At 40.3% G+C, this 20,392-nt stretch carries 21 protein-coding genes and 2 pseudogenes; 22 read left to right on the forward strand and 1 reads right to left on the reverse strand.

Going from position 1 to position 20,392, the window contains the following annotated elements; genetic code table 11:
• From HMPREF0849_RS10490 to HMPREF0849_RS08355, 22 genes and pseudogenes are all read left to right on the forward strand, one after another.
• A pseudogene (locus tag HMPREF0849_RS10490) lies at positions 1-815 on the forward strand (hypothetical protein); the annotation flags it as partial.
• Between the two features lie 2 nt (positions 816-817).
• The gene (locus HMPREF0849_RS08255; protein WP_001041882.1) at positions 818-1,804 is read left to right on the forward strand and encodes a hypothetical protein; all 987 of its coding nucleotides are present in this window, start codon (positions 818-820) and stop codon (positions 1,802-1,804) included.
• Entirely contained in the window at positions 1,801-2,196 is a 396-nt protein-coding gene (locus HMPREF0849_RS08260; RefSeq protein ID WP_000066277.1) for a hypothetical protein, read from the forward strand. Before HMPREF0849_RS08255 ends, HMPREF0849_RS08260 begins: the two co-directional genes overlap by 4 nt.
• Before the next feature lie 145 nt (positions 2,197-2,341).
• Positions 2,342-3,328 (forward strand): hypothetical protein, encoded by a 987-nt coding sequence (locus HMPREF0849_RS08265; RefSeq protein ID WP_000816348.1) that lies wholly within the window; start codon positions 2,342-2,344, stop codon positions 3,326-3,328.
• Positions 3,325-3,720: a hypothetical protein gene (locus tag HMPREF0849_RS08270; protein WP_000066276.1), complete on the forward strand. Its 396-nt coding sequence runs from the start codon at positions 3,325-3,327 to the stop codon at positions 3,718-3,720. The genes HMPREF0849_RS08265 and HMPREF0849_RS08270 overlap by 4 nt, the downstream gene beginning before the upstream one ends.
• 143 nt (positions 3,721-3,863) lie before the next feature.
• On the forward strand, positions 3,864-4,388 hold the full coding sequence (locus tag HMPREF0849_RS08275; RefSeq protein ID WP_000732923.1) for a hypothetical protein: 525 nt from the start codon (positions 3,864-3,866) through the stop codon (positions 4,386-4,388).
• A gap of 9 nt (positions 4,389-4,397) precedes the next feature.
• The gene (locus HMPREF0849_RS08280; protein ID WP_001281572.1) at positions 4,398-4,937 is read left to right on the forward strand and encodes a DUF3592 domain-containing protein; all 540 of its coding nucleotides are present in this window, start codon (positions 4,398-4,400) and stop codon (positions 4,935-4,937) included.
• A gap of 20 nt (positions 4,938-4,957) precedes the next feature.
• Positions 4,958-5,362: a DUF5082 family protein gene (locus tag HMPREF0849_RS08285; protein WP_000063631.1), complete on the forward strand. Its 405-nt coding sequence runs from the start codon at positions 4,958-4,960 to the stop codon at positions 5,360-5,362.
• 160 nt (positions 5,363-5,522) lie between these two features.
• Positions 5,523-7,910 (forward strand): annotated as a pseudogene (gene essC / locus HMPREF0849_RS08290) (type VII secretion protein EssC); the annotation flags it as partial.
• Positions 7,911-7,919: 9 nt separating this feature from the next.
• Complete coding sequence (locus HMPREF0849_RS08295; protein WP_000513530.1) at positions 7,920-8,288, forward strand: DUF5082 family protein; 369 nt, start codon at positions 7,920-7,922, stop codon at positions 8,286-8,288.
• A 3-nt stretch (positions 8,289-8,291) separates the two neighbouring features.
• A complete protein-coding gene (locus HMPREF0849_RS08300) occupies positions 8,292-10,448 on the forward strand; it encodes a hypothetical protein (protein WP_001279979.1) in 2,157 nt (718 codons plus the stop codon).
• Positions 10,445-11,428, forward strand: coding sequence for a hypothetical protein (locus tag HMPREF0849_RS08305; protein ID WP_000816352.1), 984 nt, complete (start codon positions 10,445-10,447; stop codon positions 11,426-11,428). The genes HMPREF0849_RS08300 and HMPREF0849_RS08305 overlap by 4 nt, the downstream gene beginning before the upstream one ends.
• The gene (locus HMPREF0849_RS10065) at positions 11,418-11,771 is read left to right on the forward strand and encodes a hypothetical protein (protein ID WP_000260585.1); all 354 of its coding nucleotides are present in this window, start codon (positions 11,418-11,420) and stop codon (positions 11,769-11,771) included. Before HMPREF0849_RS08305 ends, HMPREF0849_RS10065 begins: the two co-directional genes overlap by 11 nt.
• Positions 11,772-11,912: 141 nt before the next feature.
• Positions 11,913-12,941, forward strand: a complete 1,029-nt coding sequence (locus HMPREF0849_RS08315; protein WP_000644799.1) for a hypothetical protein — start codon at positions 11,913-11,915, stop codon at positions 12,939-12,941.
• Between the two features lie 13 nt (positions 12,942-12,954).
• Entirely contained in the window at positions 12,955-13,356 is a 402-nt protein-coding gene (locus tag HMPREF0849_RS08320) for a hypothetical protein (protein ID WP_033605410.1), read from the forward strand.
• 13 nt (positions 13,357-13,369) lie between these two features.
• Positions 13,370-14,188, forward strand: coding sequence for a hypothetical protein (locus HMPREF0849_RS08325; protein WP_000357944.1), 819 nt, complete (start codon positions 13,370-13,372; stop codon positions 14,186-14,188).
• 239 nt (positions 14,189-14,427) lie between these two features.
• Positions 14,428-15,393, forward strand: coding sequence for a hypothetical protein (locus tag HMPREF0849_RS08330; RefSeq protein ID WP_000243694.1), 966 nt, complete (start codon positions 14,428-14,430; stop codon positions 15,391-15,393).
• 204 nt (positions 15,394-15,597) lie between these two features.
• Positions 15,598-16,284: an XRE family transcriptional regulator gene (locus tag HMPREF0849_RS08335; RefSeq protein ID WP_000284670.1), complete on the forward strand. Its 687-nt coding sequence runs from the start codon at positions 15,598-15,600 to the stop codon at positions 16,282-16,284.
• A gap of 3 nt (positions 16,285-16,287) precedes the next feature.
• The gene (locus HMPREF0849_RS08340; protein ID WP_000540275.1) at positions 16,288-17,703 is read left to right on the forward strand and encodes a Y-family DNA polymerase; all 1,416 of its coding nucleotides are present in this window, start codon (positions 16,288-16,290) and stop codon (positions 17,701-17,703) included.
• The gene (locus tag HMPREF0849_RS08345) at positions 17,700-18,062 is read left to right on the forward strand and encodes a hypothetical protein (protein WP_000567204.1); all 363 of its coding nucleotides are present in this window, start codon (positions 17,700-17,702) and stop codon (positions 18,060-18,062) included. Before HMPREF0849_RS08340 ends, HMPREF0849_RS08345 begins: the two co-directional genes overlap by 4 nt.
• On the forward strand, positions 18,055-18,348 hold the full coding sequence (locus HMPREF0849_RS08350; RefSeq protein WP_000196988.1) for a DUF5960 family protein: 294 nt from the start codon (positions 18,055-18,057) through the stop codon (positions 18,346-18,348). Before HMPREF0849_RS08345 ends, HMPREF0849_RS08350 begins: the two co-directional genes overlap by 8 nt.
• Before the next feature lie 61 nt (positions 18,349-18,409).
• The gene (locus HMPREF0849_RS08355) at positions 18,410-18,565 is read left to right on the forward strand and encodes a hypothetical protein (RefSeq protein WP_000242235.1); all 156 of its coding nucleotides are present in this window, start codon (positions 18,410-18,412) and stop codon (positions 18,563-18,565) included.
• Between the two features lie 143 nt (positions 18,566-18,708).
• On the opposite strand, the gene HMPREF0849_RS08360 is transcribed toward HMPREF0849_RS08355, so the two are convergent.
• A partial coding sequence (locus tag HMPREF0849_RS08360) for an LPXTG cell wall anchor domain-containing protein (protein WP_156798288.1) occupies positions 18,709-20,392 on the reverse strand: 1,684 nt, incomplete at its 5' end.

Here is a 20,392-nt window from a genome sequence, read left to right on the forward strand (position 1 = left end):
CTGAAACGATTAGTGTAAGTAGTTATAAGGAGCAGGATCAGCTTAAAAAATTAGATAAAATGGAAGAACTTAGAAAGCAAAAAGACCGTTTATGGCTGGAATCGGCTTATAATACAACTAAGAACATTGTATCTATGAACCCGGCTGCAGGTTTCTTTTGGAATATGGTAGAAGCAGCAGCAGCAACCAAAGAGGAGAAAAACATATTTGATGCTATAGCTAAAAATGGTACAAAGGCACTGAGTGAAACTGATTTTAAAAAATATAAGAATATAAAAAAAGCTAGTTCACATGTTGCTGGTGGTTTCTTAGAACATTTTGAGAAAGCTCAAAAGATTCAATCAGAGTTGGAAAAAATGGATAACGATCTTTTAAATCAAGAAATGGATACAGGTGCTACAGCAATAAAAGAAGGAAATAGCTATAAGCATATTTCTGGTCAATCTCGTTATGACTTTGAGGCCAATCTTCGGATGGCAGACCTCCAGCAAAATGGTTTACGAGGTTATTATTTCCGTCGGATTTTAGAGCAAAACCCAAATAATGTAGCAAAAGCAGTTGATGATTTAGATAAACTAGAAAGAAAATTGAATGCGATTGAACCATCTGGGGACTATACAGAGGAAGTGAAAGCTCTTTTCAGTGGGGATGGCAGCATTTCTCCTGAGCAACTGGGTGGAGAAAAGCTCGTAAAAGGATTGAATGAATTCCAAAATGTAACACAGGATATTAAAGATTATAATTTTACCTATGATGATTATAGTAAGGCGGAGGGTCTTTATTTCAATCACTTAGTTGGAATAGGAGGTAACTAATAGTGAACAAACAGGTATTTAGGAATCGGAAAGTTGTCTGGTCCCTCCTTCTTCTTTTTCTAGTCATAACGGGATCTTGTTTCTTTCTTCTTTTGAAGCCCAGTCAACCCCCAAAAGAACCAGAGTATAGAATGCGAACTGCCATGGAAAAATCAGACTTTCAACTATTTGGAGATAAGAGTCAATACGTCCTTGCGCCTAGCAATAAAGGGAGTTTATTTGTCAGTAAAACATATGCGATCACAGATGAGTACAAGACTTTTATAGTAGAGGATGAAAAAAAGCTACATACCCTACCTCATCTCCAGATGGAGGGAGAGTATTGGAACTTGATTTTGTATAATTTAGACAAGGAGGGCTTGCCTGAGCGAAAGATTGACCTATATCAGGCAGTGCGAAGCTACAATCAGAAAAGTATTCCTATTAATCTAATTGACTCCTATTATGTTGAGGGTACTCACTATTTTAGGTTGAGAATTGGTGATTTATCGGATGAAGAGAATCGAATTTACAAAGATGTCTATCTCAATGTGGAGACGGAAGAAGTGGTGGAACTTCCAAAAGATACAAAGTTTGGAAGGGACTATGACATAAGTGATATAGCGCAAGTAACTAATTATAATAAGGTTTTAAGGAGTCTAGGTTATTTTGATCCTTCGAATGAGATTGGTGTAACTGGCTCTGAAGGGCAAGTCCCAGACCCTAATATCAATCTCTATAGTCTTTATCCGGACCTAAAAGATAAACTTATCAATCAGGATTGGTCGCTTTATATCCGTCCAGATAAGGTTACACCGGATGAGTGGTTTGACACCTTGTTACATTGGTTCGCCCCCAAGGGAGAAGACCTTCTAACCGTTTATGGACTGAATGATGATGGGGAAGCCTCAGATGTTCAGATTCGTAACAGCCAAGAGGCGAATGCCTGGTTGGAGCAGCATCCAGCTCTAAAAAACCTTTATAAAGTAGACATGGGAGACAGCCGATGAGTAATAAGAAAATTAATCCGGATAATCTCAGCCGGGTGAATGGTGCATTTAAAGATATGAGTGGTGAGTTAGAACATAACGTTTCGGACCTCATTTCTTCAAGTGCGACGGAAAAGATAGAAGCTGCGACAGATGGTATTAAGAAACTCTCTAAGGAAATGGTGGAGACGATTAGTTCCTTAGATGAGTATCTTGGGGCGGTTGGTGAAGCCTTTCGAAGCGCAGATGCGAGTATGGCTCAGTCCATCGGTCAGAATATGTATACGAAAGCTCCTGAGTCACGAGCGGAGCGTAGAGAACGATATATCCAAGGCGGAAAAGATTCCAAGGAACGTCATAATCGTAGGAAAATGGTTGAAATCGCAGAGAGTCAATACAAAGATTTTCCATAACTATCTGAACTCACCTGAATTTAATTCAGGTGAGTTTCTTTTGCTTTTCTCATCTTCTCACAGTGTCACGCATATGGTATAATGGGTTAAGAGTTTATAATCTTTGTTCATCAGATACAAACAACAAATACTCAGGAGGAAGTCAATGAAACAATATAGGAAAAAAATACTAATCATTCTGGGAGTTTTAAGCCTCTTAGTCGTAACAGGATCTTGTTTCTTTCTTCTTTTGAAGCCCAGTCAACCCCCAAAAGAACTAGAGTATAGAATGCGAACTGCTATGGGAAAATCAGACTTTCAACTATTTGGAGATAAGAACCAATATGTCCTTGCGCCTAGCAATAAAGGGAGTTTATTTGTCAGTAAAACATATGCGATCACAGATGAGTATAAGACCTTTATAGTAGAGGATGAAAAAAAGCTACATACCCTACCTCATCTCCAGATGGAGGGAGAGTATCGGAACTTGATTTTGTATAATTTAGACGAGGAGGGCTTGCCTGAACGAAAGATTGACCTTTTTCAGGCAGTGCGAAGCTACAATCAGAAAAGCGTTCCTACAAGACTGATTGGCTCGTATTACGTTGGGGATACTCACTACTTTGGGTTAGAAATTGTAGATTTAACCGATGAAGAGAATCGAAGTTACAAAACAGTCTATCTCAATTTGGAGACGGAAGAAGTAGTGGATCTTCCAAAAGACACAAAGTTTGGAAGGGACTCTGATATAAGCGCTACTGCAAGAATAACAAACTTCAATAAGGTTATAGACTCTAAGGGTTATATTGGTCCTTTGAATGAGATCGTCACAACTAGGTCTGAAGGGCAGGTCCCAGACCCTAACATCAACCTCTACAGTCTTTATCCAGACATCGAAGATAAACTCATCAATCAGAATTGGTCGCTTTATGTCCGTACAGATAAGGTCACACCGGATGAGTGCTTTGACACCTTGTTACACTGGTTCGCCCCCAAGGGAGAAGACCTTCTAACAGTTTATGGACGTAATGATGATGGGGAAGCCTCCGATGTTCAGATTCGTAACAGCCAAGAGGCGAATGCTTGGTTGGAGCAACATCCTGCCCTTAGAAATATAGACTACTATAGACCAGACGGGAGTGATAAAGAGTGAGTAATAAGAAAATTAATCCGGATAATCTCAGCCGGGTGAATGGTGCATTTAAAGATATGAGTGGTGAGTTAGAACATAACGTTTCGGACCTCATTTCTTCAAGTGCGACGGAAAAGATAGAAGCTGCGACAGATGGTATTAAGAAACTCTCTAAGGAAATGGTGGAGACGATTAGTTCCTTAGATGAGTATCTTGGGGCGGTTGGTGAGGCCTTTCGAAGCGCAGATGCGAATATGGCTCAGTCCATCGGTCAGAATATGTATACGAAAGCTCCTGAGTCACGAGCAGAGCGTAGAGAACGTTATATCCAAGGCGGAAAAGATTCTAAGGAACGTCATAATCGTAGGAAAATGGTTGAAATCGCAGAGAGTCAATATAATGATTTTCCATAATTACACAAATCACCTGAATTTATTTCAGGTGAGTTTTTCTATTATAAGTTTCGTATGATATAATTAAATACGAATAATATTAAGGAGTTAGAAATGAAAATAGGAAAAGGAATTAATTGGATTTTGAATAGAAAGGTGAAAAAATGAAGAAGCTGTTTGTTATAATTTTATTGTTAATACTTGGAGGTTGCTCTAATGGGATTAAAGATAAAGAGGCTAATAAAAATGAGACGATTGTCAAGGAGGAGAAAAAATTAAAATTTGTAGTAGCACCACAATATGAAGGTAAAACTTCGGAATTAATAGAGTTTGGAAAGAAATTAATTGAAGAACATCCTGAGGTAGGTAATCAAGGAGAAGTTACTCTATACTATTCTGGTAGTACATATACATTTAATGAGCAGGAGTATGCAGTATTTATGATATTAAACAAGACGGATACTGACATTAATCATGATGCTAAATTTAAAATTAGTTGGAGTTATGCGGGACAGCAAATCTACCAAAATGAATTAGTTGAATACAAGATTTCTGAAAGCGGGGAGCTGCCTACACAATCTGCAACAATTTTCTTACTTCCTTTAACAACTGAACAGAAATCGATTGTTACAAAGATTGTAGACGAAAGAAAAATGAACCTAAGTATATCAGATATTCAAATGAAGTAGGAGAACTATATGTCAGATTTAAAGCTTTATTTTTTGTTGCTATTTGGAGTTTTATTACTCTGTTCATCTGTACTTTTCTTTTTCCGTTATTTTTACAAAAGAGAACTAAGGATAAAAAATTTATCTACTGCATGTGTTGAGGGAGTTGTAGTAGGATACAAGTATTCAAAACCAGCAGGTCCTCCAATTGTTGAATATAAAGTTGATGGGCGTACTTATCAACGAAATCTGGACTACCATAGAGTCATTCTCATATCAGTTCCTTGGAAGAGTGTACAAGCCACTTCTAGATCGGAGTTATTAGCTCAAAAGATAACAATTTATAGAAATTCTGTCGTTTCTGTTACACGTGTTTTGGAAGATGCTTTTCCAAAGGGCTCAAAGATGACTGTTTGGTATAACCCTGCTTGTCCCAAAGAGTCTTTTGTTGAGAGATACAGTGGTATGGAAGTGGTGTATAAGCGTCAAGTATGGATATGTATGGCAACATTAATTTTAGCACCCATCTTGTTGACAATGGTATTTCTATTGAATGAATTTTATAAATAGTAAATTTAAGAGGAGGAATTATGTCAAACGCTAGTCAACAAGCTGCAATTCAATCGCAGATTAGTTCAGCTCAATCAAAAAAAGAAGGTTACTTAGAAGAGGCAAAAAAAGTCAAGGAAATATATGACGAATTAAGGAAAATTAAAAGTGAGTTTGTTAAGCAAAAAAAAGCTGTAGCTTCTAAAAAAGATGAACATGATGATTCCTGGACTGGAAATTTGCATGATACGAAATTTGTTACCCCCGCAGGTAATCTGATTTCATATTTTGATTCTAGTATTAAGGCCATGGACGAGAATATTGATGAGTTACTCATAAAAATTAATGAGTATGAGAATAAAGCTTTGGAGATGGATGGACTTATTGGTCAGCTAGGAATATTGTTAAACAATATAAGTGGTTGGATTGAAAGTTTCTTCAACTAACTGCAAAATTTCATTAATCACCTGATTTTATTTCAGGTGGTTTTCTTTTGCTTTCCTCATCTTCTCACGGTAACACTCATATGGTATAATGGGATAAGGAAATTTTCCTTCTAGTACCTTGAAAATTCTATATTTTTCGCTTGTTTATCTGCTCTGCTATTTACAAAAAAATATCCTATCCCTCGCTGTTAACTTCCACCCTCATGATGTGGCTTTCTTGCTGATTGACTACAAGGGTGGTGGGATGGCCAATCTCTTTAAAAACCTGCCCCATCTCTTGGGAACCATTACCAACTTGGATGGTGCCCAATCCATGCGGGCTCTGGCTTCGATCAATGCGGAGATCCATCGTCGTGAACGACTCTTTGGAGAGTTCGAAGTCAACCATATCAATCAATACCAGAAGAAATTTAAAAACGGAGAAGCGACAGAACCACTCCCTCACCTCTTTCTCATCTCAGATGAGTTCGCAGAGCTCAAGGTTAACCAGCCAGACTTTATCAAGGAGCTGGTATCCATCGCGCGTGTCGGGCGTTCACTCGGGGTCCACTTGATCCTAGCTACTCAAAAGCCATCAGGTGTGGTGGATGACCAGATCTGGTCTAACTCACGCTTTAAGATTGCCCTTAAGGTGGCGGATCGTTCGGACTCGAATGAAATGCTTCATACACCGGACGCGGCCGAGATCACCCAGACAGGTCGTGCCTATCTGCAAGTCGGAAATAATGAAGTCTATGAGCTCTTCCAGTCTGCCTGGTCAGGCGCGGATTACCAGCCGGACAAGGACGATATGGGGATTGAGGACCACACCATCTACCTGATCAATGAATTGGGCCAATATGAGATCTTGAATGAAGACCTATCAGGCTTAGAAGATGTGGATGAGATCAAGGAAGTTCCGACAGAGTTGGATGCGATAGTGCACCATATCCAGCTCTTGTGTGAAGAACAAGAAATTCCTCCAGTACCACAGCCATGGTTGCCACCACTTAAGGAGCGCATTACGCTAGACGAGCTGGAAGAAGTGCAACCGACAGTAGCCTGGACACAAGAGAAACCACTCTCTGTCCTCTTGGGGATGGCGGATATTCCGCAGGCCCAGAAGCAGGAAGCTGTCTCTATCAATCTCTCCAAGGATGGTCATATCCTCCTCTACGGAAGTCCGGGTACAGGAAAGACGACCTTCTTGCAAACCGCAGCCATGGACTTGGCGAGAGAGTACAGTCCCAAGGATCTTACCATGTACTTGATGGACTTTGGGACCAATGGTTTGGCTCCATTGTCTAAGCTTCCACAGGTGGCGGATACCATGCTTCTGGACCAAACGGAGAAGATCTCTAAGTTTGTACGAATCATGGAGAAAGAACTCAACCGTCGTAAGAAACTGCTTGCGGACTATGGAGTTGGGACCTTAGAACTCTACCGTCAGGCTAGTGGTCAGGAAGAGCCGGCAATTGTCATCCTCTTAGATAGCTATGAAGCCTTCAAGGAAGAAGCCTATGAGGCGGAACTCTTCAAGCTCTTGGTGCGTATCTCTCGTGAAGGTCTCAGTATCGGGGTTCACCTCTTGATGACAGCCGGACGTCAGACTAACCTTCGTGCTCAACTCTACTCAAACTTCAAGCACCAGTTGAGCCTACCACAAAATGAGGCAGGTGAAGTGCGGGCCATCGTGGGCTCTACACCACTCGCTATGACTATGGAAGACATCAAGGGACGGGCTCTTATGAAGCGTGAAGAGGTGGATGTCATCCAGCTGGCACTCCCAGTTTATGGAGCCAACGACACCCAAGTCCTCAACAACCTACGTCAGGAAGTCGCTTCCCTCCAAGAAGCTTGGACAGGACAACGCCCAAGTGCCATCCCGATGGTGCCAGAGGAGTTGACCGAGAAAGACTTCTATAGCCGAGCAAGCGTGCAGACTGCTTATGAAAACGGACTCGTGCCATTAGGACTTGACTTGGAGACAGTTGAACCTGTTATATGGAACCTGGCTAAAGGCAATCTTCTCTACCTAACAGATAAAGAAGAGCAGATGACGGCCTTGGTGAAACACATTGCCAAAGGGAAACAGAAGGTCATCGTCTTGGCACCGAAGTATCATAGCCTACCTGAAATGGAAGGTGTGACGATTATTAGTAACTCTGAAGACTATCTAAGTGCTATCGCAAGTATAGAGAAGCGAATTAATGAGCGTTTAGAGCAAAACGAAAGAGAACACGTAGCAACAGTAGTTGTCTACAATTTAATTGAATTGGTGAGTGAATTAAACTCAGAAGCACTTGATACGTTGGCTTATGTCCTAGATAAAGGAATACGAGCTGGATATGGTTCAATTGTAATGAGTTCGCCACTAATCACCAAGCATATCGATGTAATCTCAAAAACTGCTCGTTCTTATAAGCAGGCTATTTTAGCACTTCGCTTAAGCGATCAATCAGTTCTGACAGTGATCAACAGACCTGTCCGAGAGTCACAGTTGGAAGAACAAGAACATTACTATGTGGCCGATGGGTTGGCAAGTAAAATGAAAGTATTAATGGTATAAGGAGGAGAAATGGGAAAAGCAGCAATACAAGCTCAGATAGATGCTAAACGTGGAGAAATCACTGATTTAAATAGCCAAATTAGTCGGTTAGAAGGCTGTAAAAAAGCACTAACAGATTTTTCGACGGATATAGAATATGTGTTGACGAGCAATGACAATATTGAAACGACCTATTATTTAGCAGGAACACCTTATTTGAATGAAACTAACAATGAAGAAACGATACTAAAAACAGCTAAACAAAAGCTTTCTGCGAAGAGTGATGACGTAGTGGCCAAATTGACTCAGAAAATTTCTGAATTAGAGACAGAGAAGTCGGGGATTAGCCTTAGTATTAGTTGGTTAGAAATTCAAAAAAGTCTAACAACGGAGGAGTAAAGTATGAGTGATATTATAAAAGTACATGACTTACCAGCGATAGCTCGTTATAGTTCGGCCGTTCAAGAATTTTCAAAAGGTGTCGACTCAGCTTCTCAACAAACGATGCGTACATTTAATGAGAAAGCGGGGAAAACAGGTGATTCAGAGGATCAAGGAGAAGCAGTTAATGCATTCTTTGCTCGATTAAATACGTTGCAGAAGCAGGTATTTAACGAGTTTCCTACAACGATTACCCATTTTTCTACAGCTTTATCAAAATTTGAAGAATCCGCAACAGGTGCTGGTTTTAAAACAAAAGCATGGACTCAACAAACTGGTAATGATTCTGTATATAAAAAATTAGATGGCGTGGACTCGGAACAATATGAGAAGATCAAAACAAAAGTCGATAATCTTCAAACGCTATTAAACGATGCTACTGCTGAACTAGGGATTGAATCAGAAGACTTAACAGATATAAAAACAACTTCGGGAGATGATCTAGCTAGTGCAGCGACAGCACGTCGTGATACCCATAACGCCTTGCAACAAGCACATGATACCTTATCAAAAGACACTACGGAAGCAGAAGCAGAACTAAAAAATTTACAGACTAAAATTAAAAATGCTAGTGCAATTTGCAATATCCCAGCTTTTAGTATTTTAAAAGGTATTAAAAACGGTAGTCTTACTAAGAAAAAAATCAGTTATTTGGATAGTATTCAAACAGAAGCAGATGGACGTGCTTTAGGTGCAATACTTAATAAAAAGCCAGGAGACATATTAAACGAAAAACCTGGGGATCTTAGTGAAGGATTTTACAGTATTGGTGCTCAGGAGATGATGGAGTGGATTGAATCAGGAGATGCAGCCACTCTGAACCATCTTTTAGACGCTATGGGGAATCGGGATTTTTCTGCTAACCAACCATTTTTGCTAGAGTTTCAAAAGGCTGGAGTTAGGCTAGGTGATACTCTTGAAAAGGTTATGGAAGTTCAATATGCTAAAGACGGCACTGTACAGAGCAACCAGATGGCGGCATATAATAAGCACCTTGCTTTAACGGATAAGTTTGTTAGTTTAATGGAATCTCTTTACGTAATGGAGATTGGACGGACAGAAACAAAAAAAGGAAAATTAGCAGTTGGTGACAAACTATATGTCACCGAAACGAGAACAAAAGTTTCAATTTCAGATATATCGGATGCAACATTTTCATTTAAGAATACGGTTGATACAAAGAAAACAACCTTGGAAATGAATATAGGTGGCTACTCCTATCCAACGAGTATTAGCAATACAACCGAAACCAAGGTTTACAAAATGGAAGAATACGCAACCGCTATTGGAAATAATATGGCAGAGAAACAAGCTCGGATCGGTGAACTTGAGAAATCTCGCGAAGAAGCGAATAAAGATATGCGTGCTGCAATGGGTAGAGCTGTAACTTATGCACTGGTTGGTACTTTCATACCTGAAGCAGTTCCTATCGTCTCGATGATTGATTCCTTACTTACTAGTGATTCTAAAGAATTCAGTAAAGAGCTCTTTTCTGCGATTGATAAGGATATAACGGTTAAGGGGAATGTTATTAAAGGTGGTTTTACGAAGACGGGTTCATATAATATGGGTATTCAATTACCAACAGCAACCATACAAGCATATTTGAAGTATGTCGATCAGTTAAAGGGATATGACTTGGAAAAAGAAAAGACACGTATCTCGATGGTAGATGACTTTTTAAATCGAGGGAATACTTATCTTTTCCAGAAAGATGGGAAGGGTTCAGTCGCAATTTCTCGCATGAGAACACATAATTTTTATACAGCTCTCCGTTTGAAAGAGATGGATAATGAGGGGCTTGTCCCTTATGTTGAATATGCGAAATCGTCCAGCCATTACAAGGTGGGGAGCAATGAAAATGATGCCAAGAAAATTATCGAAGCAGCAATAGAGCAAGAAAATCAACTTAACTCAAATTCTGTATCACCAGAAATGAGTAAGTATCTCTTGGGAGAGGAGACCGATCTTTCTCTAGTTAATATGACAGCGGACCAGTTGGAAACATATAAAAATGTATTGGAGAAACTACCGATTTCAACTGACCAAAATGTGAAGCTTGGTTATGAGGAATACCAGCTCTATCTAAATAGTAAATACTCAGGAGGAGCTCAATGAAACAATATAGGAAAAAGATACTACTCATTCTGGGACTGTTAAGCCTCCTGGTTGTAGTTACGGGAGCCTATCCTTTGTATCGTTATTTGACGCATGAACGTTACAAAGTCTGGTCTCTTGAAGTAGAGCCAGCATCTTATGAGTTTATCGCCAATAGACAGGGGTTGGTCATTTCTTGGAAAGAGACCAGCAATAGTAATGGTAAGAAAAATAAGGATGAGCCGATTGACTATAGTTTAGTAATTCATGGCCGACGATATATAGCCACAGAAAGTATCCGTTTAATCTATAAATCGGGAGATAATCGCTTTGACGTGAACAATCTAAGTTGGGGGGAGTATTGGAAGATTCAGGTTTATGATACCAGTCAGGATGATTTGCCTCGCAAGGAGTATGACCTTTTAAAGGCTATTTCAGATTATGATGCTTCTTATTTCCCGGTTTCAAGTGCCTATACTCATTTTTATGATTATCATGACCAGGAATACCGCACAGTAGTACTACAGAAAACGGGGGGCGACGACCGTAAGGAAGTTCTTTTTAACATGGCAACAGGTAAACTAGAAGACATTCCTAAGGATGCCGGAGAACCTCTAGAGAACAGGAATGTTGACATATTTAGACAATCTACGAGTCTAAAAGACTATTATTCGGAAGCTCTTAGGAATATCAGTTCTTCAATTCGTCTTCCTCAATCTGTGATTGAACAGTCTTCAGACTGGCGCTTGAAGGAGGAGTATCCAGCAGCCTATGACTTGATGACTAAGAAAAAAGGTGAACTCTATTTCTTGACTAACGAGACTGATGTTAAACTGCTATCGGATATATACAGTCTCTTAATCCCTAAAGACCGAGGCTTGTTTGACAATTTGACGGTTTATGGAGAAGTGACCAAGGATGGGAAAGACCATGTGGTTCACTCTTATGAAGAGTTTATCAGTGTCTTAAAACCTAAGGAGGAGTTGAAAAATGGTAGTTAAGCGAATTCAGCCAATGCGAATTCAAAGCATTAAGGCGAGTATCAAGGTTTCGACAGATGAGATTTCAAAGGGGATGTCGACTATTATTGACTCATCGGTCACAAGTAGTCTAGAGTCCTGTGCTGGTGTCGCAAAAAGTTGTATGGAAAACTTGGTAGAGACAGTGGATTCATTGGATGGCTTTATGAATAAGGTTGCGGAAGCTTTTCAAAATATGGATACAGAATTAGCAGGCTCCATTGAAACTAATGAAATGTATACAGTTTCACCACAAGAGTATACAGAAAAGAAACGAATCCAGCAGAAGATCTACGATGCCTCTGTTTATAATGAGCTCCCCTAACTATTCGCCACTTGAATTCATTTCAGGTGGTTTTCTTTTGCTTTTCTCTTCTTCTCTTCTCACGGTATTGTTCATGTGGTATAATGGGAAAGAGTTCTATGATTGTCTAAGAGAAAAATATGATGATGGGAGAATAGTCAAGTGAAAGCTAAAAAAATTGGTGCTATCTTTCTAATTTTACTTGGTGTATGTAGCCTTTTTGTATTTGCTATTCGAGAGTTTGAAAAACAAGACTTATCTAAATATGAATATTGGATTGTGGATACAGAAATTACGGATTATGAATTTATTGAAAATGGGAGAATGATCACAGTTGATTGGCATAGTAACAAGGAAGTCAATCAACAAGTAAGTGTTCTTGATAAAAAGCCTAAGTTTGGCTCTCCCGGGCGAATAGCTGGTAGTCGTTTCCTTGTTTCCTATGCGGCGCGATTCAAAGCAAAATCCGCTTGGAATGAAGTGCGAGATGATTTTCCTATTCTGGAACAAAATTATCCAGATAAGGGGGAATATTGGAAAATAAATGTCTACGACACTAAAGGTGAAAAATTAGATAAGAAGGTGTTAGATGTATTTGAGATCACTAGAAATTATAATGAGAGTTATTATCCTGCTTTTATATTAAATAAGTATTCGATAGACAGCATAGATGGCAAAGAATATCTGACGATTTCATTAAGAAGAAAAGACGATATGATTACTGATGTTAGCGACGAATCAAAGTTGCTGAATAGATTGATAGACCTAGAAACAGGTAAGATTGTAGATATTAACCCGAACAATCAAAAAAAGAATTCGCCTAAAATAGGACTTGGTTCGATAGATTCCTTTTCACAGTTGTTTAAAGAACATGATTTTTCTGTTAGGGATAATGGCCTTCATTTTTGGAGACTTGGAGATAATACGAAACAATGGCTCATAAATAGCAAATACCCTAAATCTATGGAAATAATTTCAAAAAGTCCTGAAACAAGTTATATATATAAACTTTCATCTAATGATGATTTGCAAACATCTATAGATATGATAAAACTCGTTTTCCCAGAAGGTACCAATATCTTCAAGGATATCACTATTCCAGCAGCTAGTTCAAAAGATGGACAGGAGCATCTGGTTCAAAGCGAAGAAGAGTTCTTACAATATTATAAATCCAGTACGGAGGAAGAATAATGGGACAAGGATATTGTTTCTGTTTGACAATAATTCCAAGACGACCGTAGGGAAAATCGGGAAGTCTGTGATCGGTGGTACCATTGATACCATATCTAACGTTGGTCCCTTAGATGGTATGTGGCTTGGAGCTAAGGCAGGAGCACTAGGAGGACATCCAGTAGAAGGAGCTCTCATTGGTCTTGGTGTAGGAACGTTTAATCTTATCACTTCTGCAGTCGCACCGGAATTTAAAAAGTCTGTTTATGACGGAGTTAAAAATTTTGCTTATGGTGCTGTGGATGTGGTAGAATCGACGGTGGAGTCTATCGGAAATGGAATCCACCAGGGCTTGGAGACTGTCAAAAGCGTGGGCAAGAATGTTTCTGATTTTTTCAATGGTGGTCTGAAAGCGGCCTCATCCTTGTTTGGGTAATAGGAGAAAATAAATGGATAAGATACAAAAAGATATTAATGATGCACTTGAAACAGCACGAAGATTAAGCTTAGTAAAGGCGATTTTTGGACTATCTCTATATTCTCTTATGGTTATGATTGGTACGTCTTTACCGATAAGTTTATTTCGAATGGCTAGTGAAGCTGGGTATGACCCAGCTATTCCACTGACCTCAATGGTTACACAGCTAACATCAGTGGAAAAAGGGCTCATTCCCCCAGATAGTTTCTTTGGCTTTCTATTTTTTCTTTGTTGCGGTCATTTTACTTGTTTTTATATTATTTCTAAAAGAAATCGCATTAAAGCCTATTTAATGACTCAGATTTTTCAATTGTTTTTGCTCGTAATTACATATTATAGTTGGTTTGTAGCCATCTTATATTTAATCCCTCTAGTAGCAGTTCGTATCGTTTACTGGATTGGGTTTGTCTTATCACTGATTTACCTTATCTATATCCTTGTTACAAAGCAACGCGCTAGAAAGGATTATTTCTCCTCAGAATATTATAAAAATTTTTTGAATGTGATTTTATTCTTATGGTTGTTGATGTATGGAATCAATCTCTTTACTCACGGGCTTAATCATTTCCTAGCGTATCTCTTGCTTGCTTTGTTACCAATTTCACCTATTTTCCTAGGCCTATTTTTGGTATCATTTTTTAAATCCAATGTAGTAACGCTAGAGAACTTGAATACAGTCAATAAAAATCAAGAGAAATACCGTGAAGAGTATGGCTATACCATCGAAGAATGGTATGGGAAAAAGTCAAAAATGTACAAGGAACATGTTAAGAAGTCTAAAAAGAGATAAAGGTTTATAGACACTATTTCTAGTCTCTTGAAGCTAACCACCTGAAACAAATTCAGGTGGGTTTCTTTTGCTTTTCTCGTCTTCTCACGGTATCGCTCGTGTGGTATAATGGCATAAGGATTGTTCGTCATTTCAGACGAGTTTATGGAATTCAGGATAAGTTAGCAGGTGAGATGAGTATTTCTGTCAGTCTCCTATACACCTGTTAACAACTGTCAAAAGTAAAAGGAGAGTGTAGATTGGTTTTATTAGTATTAGTGCTTTTGGGTTTGCTCATTCTAATCTTAAAAAGGAAACAGAAAACTGCTAAAAAATCTGAAGGAAACGCCAAGAAAAGAAATTGGCTATTAATAGGTTGCTTATCCATAGTGATCCCAATGGTAATCTTCACAGTGTTCAGTCCGATTTTTTCTCTAATGGATATGTGGGGGCTGTTTGCCCATGCAAGTCGAACTGAGCTTGAGCAAGCTGTGCATCGTTCTTATCAAAACTACGGTCTTACAGGACAGTTTGAGTTAGAAAAATACGAGAAAAACTATACAAGCGTGGGAGGATTTATAATCCACGGTACCTACAGTGAAAATATAGCTGGAAAAACCTATCAGGCTAAAACTCGATTTAAATACTATACTCGCTTTTCGAAAAGTGAAACATATGGAAAGACAGATGCAGAGGTTGATTACAAAAATGGTAAAAAAATTTATGATGTTTTCCCAGAATTAGCCTATTTAGGGATTGAGGTTAGTCCAGGCACCAGCGAGTTTTTAAAAACACTGGACAGTTCAATCAAAGATCCTAAACTTCCTGATTTGAAGTATCAAGGTATTGGTTTTGAATTTAATAACCAATCTGATAATATCTATCTTTATAATGAAATATTGGAGGAAAATCAAAGCAAGGGCCAAGCTCTGCAAGGGATGTATCCAATGGATGCTCAATATCTTTTCCAAAAAGAGATTTTTATACCGACATTTGAATTTCAATATTTCGTTCCGAAGGAAAAAAGAGATCTCTTGTATGATGACTATCTAAAAGATCTTGAAAGGCTCATGAAGGAATTTTTTGCCAACCAATCCCTACCAAGAGGTCTTTATGCTGTAAAGATTGCTAAGTATGAAGAGGATAAACTTGTCAATGATAGTGGTGTTTACTATGTGAGGATTGATAATCAGCAAGTTGTAAAGCTGTTGCAAAAATTAGAGTAGGAGTTGCTAGGTCTAGTCCAGTTTTTTGTTCATAATTTCCAGTTGTGTCTGTTAAAATTTGATTTTCCCAGTGGACAATCGTCCACTTTTTTTATATAATAAAACTAAACCGAATTGGTTGAGTTTTAGAGGTGTAAGCTCAACCGTCGATTTGTTTTTCTAAGAGAGATATTCTCAATAAAGCATCACACTAGGGGGTGAATCATGTACCAACCAGAAAAACTCAAGGCTCGGAGAAAAGAGTTAAAATTGACACAGAAGGAAATTGCAGAGCAACTTGGGATCAGTTTTCAGGCTTACTCGGCTTGGGAACGTGGAATTAAGGAACCATCCAAGGAGAAGGTTGCCCAGCTAGAAAATATTTTAAAGGTAGCAAAGGGATATTTCACTCAGATCGAGATTGTTCGTCTCTACAATAGCCTCTCCAAGCAAGGGAAGGACAAGGTTGTGCTCTATGCTCGCAACCTAGCTCAAGAGGAACAAACACAGAAGGTGGCGACCATGCCAGAGCGCCTCTACGAGTATCGTGTCTATGAACGCATGTCAGCAGGGATCGGGGCTTCGGTATATGACGATAGAAATTTTGATACCGTTTACTTTAATGAAGAACTAGCCCACGATTTTGCTTCCTGGGTGGCTGGGGACTCCATGGAACCTAAATATCAAAATGGTTCCGTGGCTTTGATTCGAGAGACCGGATTTGATTATGATGGGGCGGTTTATGCAGTGGTTTGCAACAACCAGACCTATATCAAACGGGTTTATCGGGAGGAAGATGGCTTGCGTCTGGTCTCTATCAATCCTAAATACAAGGATATTTTCATCTCCTATGAGGAAGATCCTCGGATTGTGGGGATTATTGTTGGGAATTTTGTGCCGATGGAGGGTTAGCCTATGGGCTACTTTGATTATTCCAGAGAGCCCAAAAGTGATATTGCCTTTGTCGATATGAAATCTTTTTATGCCAGCGTTGAGTGTGTGAAACGGGGCTTGCATCCGCTGAAGACCTCGCTTTGTGTCATGAGTCGCGCGGATAATTCTACTGGCCTTATATTAGCTTCCTCTCCCATGTTTAAGAAGATTTTTGGCAAGTCCAATGTTGGCCGGGCCTATGATCTGCCTTTTGATATCAAAACGCGCAAATTTTCCTATTACAATGCTCGAAAGCAAGGCTTGCCTACTGACTTAGACTATGTTCGCTACATCGAAGATTGGGCTCAAGTGACTTTGGTTGTGCCACCTAGGATGGATGAATACATAGCGGTCAATATGGAAATCCAGCGAATCTTTCAAAACTATGGTAGTCCAGATGATATTTATCCCTACTCTATCGATGAGGGCTTTATCGATCTGACTAGTTCGCTCAACTATTTCATCCCAGACAAGAGTATCTCTCGCAAAGACAAGCTAGATATGCTTTCTGCTCGCATCCAGAGGGATATTTGGAGGCAGACAGGGATCTACTCTACAGTGGGTATGTCCAATGCCAACCCCTTACTGGCCAAGTTGGCTCTGGATAATGAGGCCAAGCACACTCCGACCATGAGGGCCAACTGGTCTTACCAGGATGTGGAAGAGAAGGTTTGGGCCATTCCCAAGATGACGGACTTTTGGGGGATTGGCAGGCGGATGGAGAAACGCTTGCATGCTCTGGGGATTTTTTCCATCAGAGAATTGGCCACCAGTAATCCAGACCAGCTACAGAAAACACTTGGTCAGGCTGGCCTGCGTTTGTGGTTTCATGCTAACGGGATTGATGAGAGCAATGTTCATAAGCCCTATAAAGCCAAGTCTCAAGGGTTAGGAAATTCTCAAATCTTGCCGAGAGACTACGTGAAGCTACGGGATATCGAAATTATTCTCCGAGAAATGGCGGAGCAGGTGGCTATTAGACTGAGAAGGGCGGGCAAGAAAACAACCCTTGTCTCTCTCTATGTTGGTTTCTCTAAACTGGAGGTCAGGTCGTCTATTCACACACAAATGAAGGTCGAACCGACCAATAATACAGCTATCTTAACGGATTATGTTTTGAAGCTATTTCATAATAAATACACTTCTGGAGCGATCAGAAGTGTCGGAGTCAACTATTCAGGATTTGTGGACGAGTCCTTTGGCTTGATCTCCCTCTTTGATGATGTTGACAAGTTAGAAAAAGAAGAAAGGCTCCAGACGGCTATTGATGCCATTCGGGAACAATTTGGTTTTACCTCCCTCTTAAAGGCCAATGCACTGGAAGAAGCCTCTAGGAGTCTTGCCAGAAGCAAGCTGATTGGGGGGCATTCTGCTGGAGGATTAGATGGACTAAAATGATTGATCGTTCTTATTTACCCTTTCCATCTGCGCGTGACTATCAAGATCCAGGGATGCAGAAGTGGATGGGCTTTTTCCTCTCAGAGCATACTAGTTCACTCGGTGAAGAAAGAAATCGGGTTGCTTTTTCGACGAGTTTGAATCCCGTTGAGAAGTTGCTCTTGCTTTCACAGCTTTATGTCGGGCAACTGAAGGGATGCTTTGTAGTCAAGGAAAGAAGGCATAAAACCACGATCATTGGTGAGGTAAGCGAATTATCACCTCAAACTCTATCTATTAGGACCAATGAGGGCTATAGGCTGGTAGAGGTAGTAGATGTCCTCGAAATTCGACTGTGGGAGGAGGGAGTGTATGACTAGAAAAGACTTGTATGAAAACAAACTGCAGATGGATTATTTTTCAGAAGCCTATATTCGTTTTGAAGAGGATTTTCAAAAATACTCTGCTATGAATGTGCCTTTGACTTTTTTGATCGATGACATCCTACGCACTATGGCGATGAATCAGAAAAACTACTTTGTCTTAAACAAGGAAAACGCCAAGGATGGGCGGGAGCATCGCTTTTATTTTAGGGTGGTGACGGAAAAAGAGTGTCCCAGAAATCGAACCTATGCATACGCTGGACTCAAAAATAGTAGTCAGTGACTAGGTGTAGAAGAGGGAAGTTTGATTTAGGAAAGATGGCTTGTGAACGTCAGAAGATCTCATGGTATTGGAATTCGAAACACCATCTTTTATCTGTGGAGTTCTTGCAGAAACTTATAATGGTAGTTCGGATGAGGTAAGACAAGAGGGACTCTCTTTTTTGGATGAGCGTTTATTTGAAAACGTGGTTGGATTTGAGAACAGCTATTCTCAATGATCATCTTATTTTATAGAGTCATACCAAAACATCCATGTATATTTGTGGATGTTTTTTAATTTTACAGATAGAAAAAGAGAAGACCAAATGGTCTTCTCAACGGGGGAACGGAATCATTAGAAAGAATCAATCAAAGAGGGTTATTAGTCTTTGAAATTCTTTTGGAAGATGAGGAGAGACAAGATAGAAGTAATGGCTGCCAAGAAGAGGAAGGCACTTGCTTCTTGTTCCCCAGTTGCAGGGAGTAGTCTTTCCTTGTCTTCTTTGACTGTAGCTGTAACAGGAGCTTTTTCATCTTTTGATGATGAATTATCTGTTACGGCTGGCGCAGGTTTTTCAGTCTCTCTTGGTAGAACATACTCAGGAAGAGTCACAACTGGTGGCGCTTCTGTTCCAACTGAGCTTTGTTTGCTACCTACCTCAATCACTCGATCTTGAGCTGGAGTTGCTTCTGTTTGGAGAACCTTGCGATTGTCACCGTCCACTTCAACATACTCGACTAAGAGACCGTCTTTCCCTTCTGATAGAACTTGCTCTTTTCCTTTGTCTAATTGTGGGTTTTCGCGACGAATCGTCTTGAACGGTACGACCTTATTGACGATTTCTAAGCTTGGAAGTGTAAAGACAAGGTCTTTAACCCCTTCCTCAGGACTTGAAGAAGTAATTGGTTTCTCAGGTTGCGCCGGTTTCTCAGGTTGAGTCGGCTTTTCAGGCTGAGCTGGCTTTTCAGGCTGAGCTGGCTTTTCCGGTTGCGCCGGTTTCTCAGGTTGAGCCGGTTTTTCCGGTTGCGCTGGAGTTTCCGGTTGAGCAGGTTTTTCCGGTTGCGCTGGAGTTTCCGGTTGAGCAGGTTTCTCAGGCTGAGCTGGTTTTTCAGGCTCAGCAGGTTTTTCCGGTTGAACTGGATTCTCAGGTTGCGCTGGAGTTTCCGGTTGCGCCGGTTGTTCAGGTTGAGCCGGTTTTTCCGGTTGAACTGGCTTTTCAGGTTGAGCGGGTTTTTCAGGTTGAGCCGGTTTTTCCGGTTGAACTGGAGTTTCCGGTTGCGCCGGTTGTTCCGGTTGCGCTGGAGTTTCCGGTTGCGCTGGTTTTTCAGGTTGAGCAGGTTTTTCCGGTTGAACTGGTTTCTCAGGCTGAACTGGCTTTTCAGGCTCAGCAGGTTTTTCCGGTTGCGCTGGAGTTTCCGGTTGAGCAGGTTTTTCCGGTTGCGCCGGTTTCTCAGGTTGGGTTGGAGTTTCCGGTTGAACTGGTTTTTCCGGTTGAGTCGGCTTTTCAGACTGAGCAGGTTTCTCAGGTTGAACTGGAGTTTCTGGTTGAGCTGGCTTTTCCGGTTGAGCAGGTTTTTCCGGTTGCGCTGGCTTTTCAGGCTGAACAGGTTTCTCAGGCTGAGCAGGATTTTCCGGTTGCGCTGGTTTTTCAGGCTGAGCTGCTTCGAGCTTGCTGATTTGTTCGAGAGCAGTTTCAAGTGCTTTGTTGACTGCTTCCTGAGTCTTAGCTTCTTGGATGGCAGCAATGGCTTGGTCAGCAATTGCTAACAATTGCTTCTTAGCTTCCTTGTTGGATCCAAGCTCAGCGACTTTTTTCTCGATAGCTTTTGCCAAGCTGTCCATAGCCTTATCGTACTCAATTTCCGGTTGTTTTGGTTGAGCAGGTTGTTCAGGTTGATCAGGTTTAGAAGGTTCTTCAGGCTGTTCAGGTTGATCTGGACTAGGTTCCTCTTGCCCTCTTTGATAGTTCTCGTCCTTGGACAGGATATCTTGTAAGGCGCTGACAGTCAACATGACTTCTTGAACATCCACTGCATCAGCACTGAGTTGGTTTCTCAATTTTCTA

The organism is Streptococcus sp. C300 (assembly GCF_000187645.1).
In the GTDB taxonomy this organism is placed as follows: Bacteria; Bacillota; Bacilli; order Lactobacillales; family Streptococcaceae; genus Streptococcus; species Streptococcus oralis_CQ.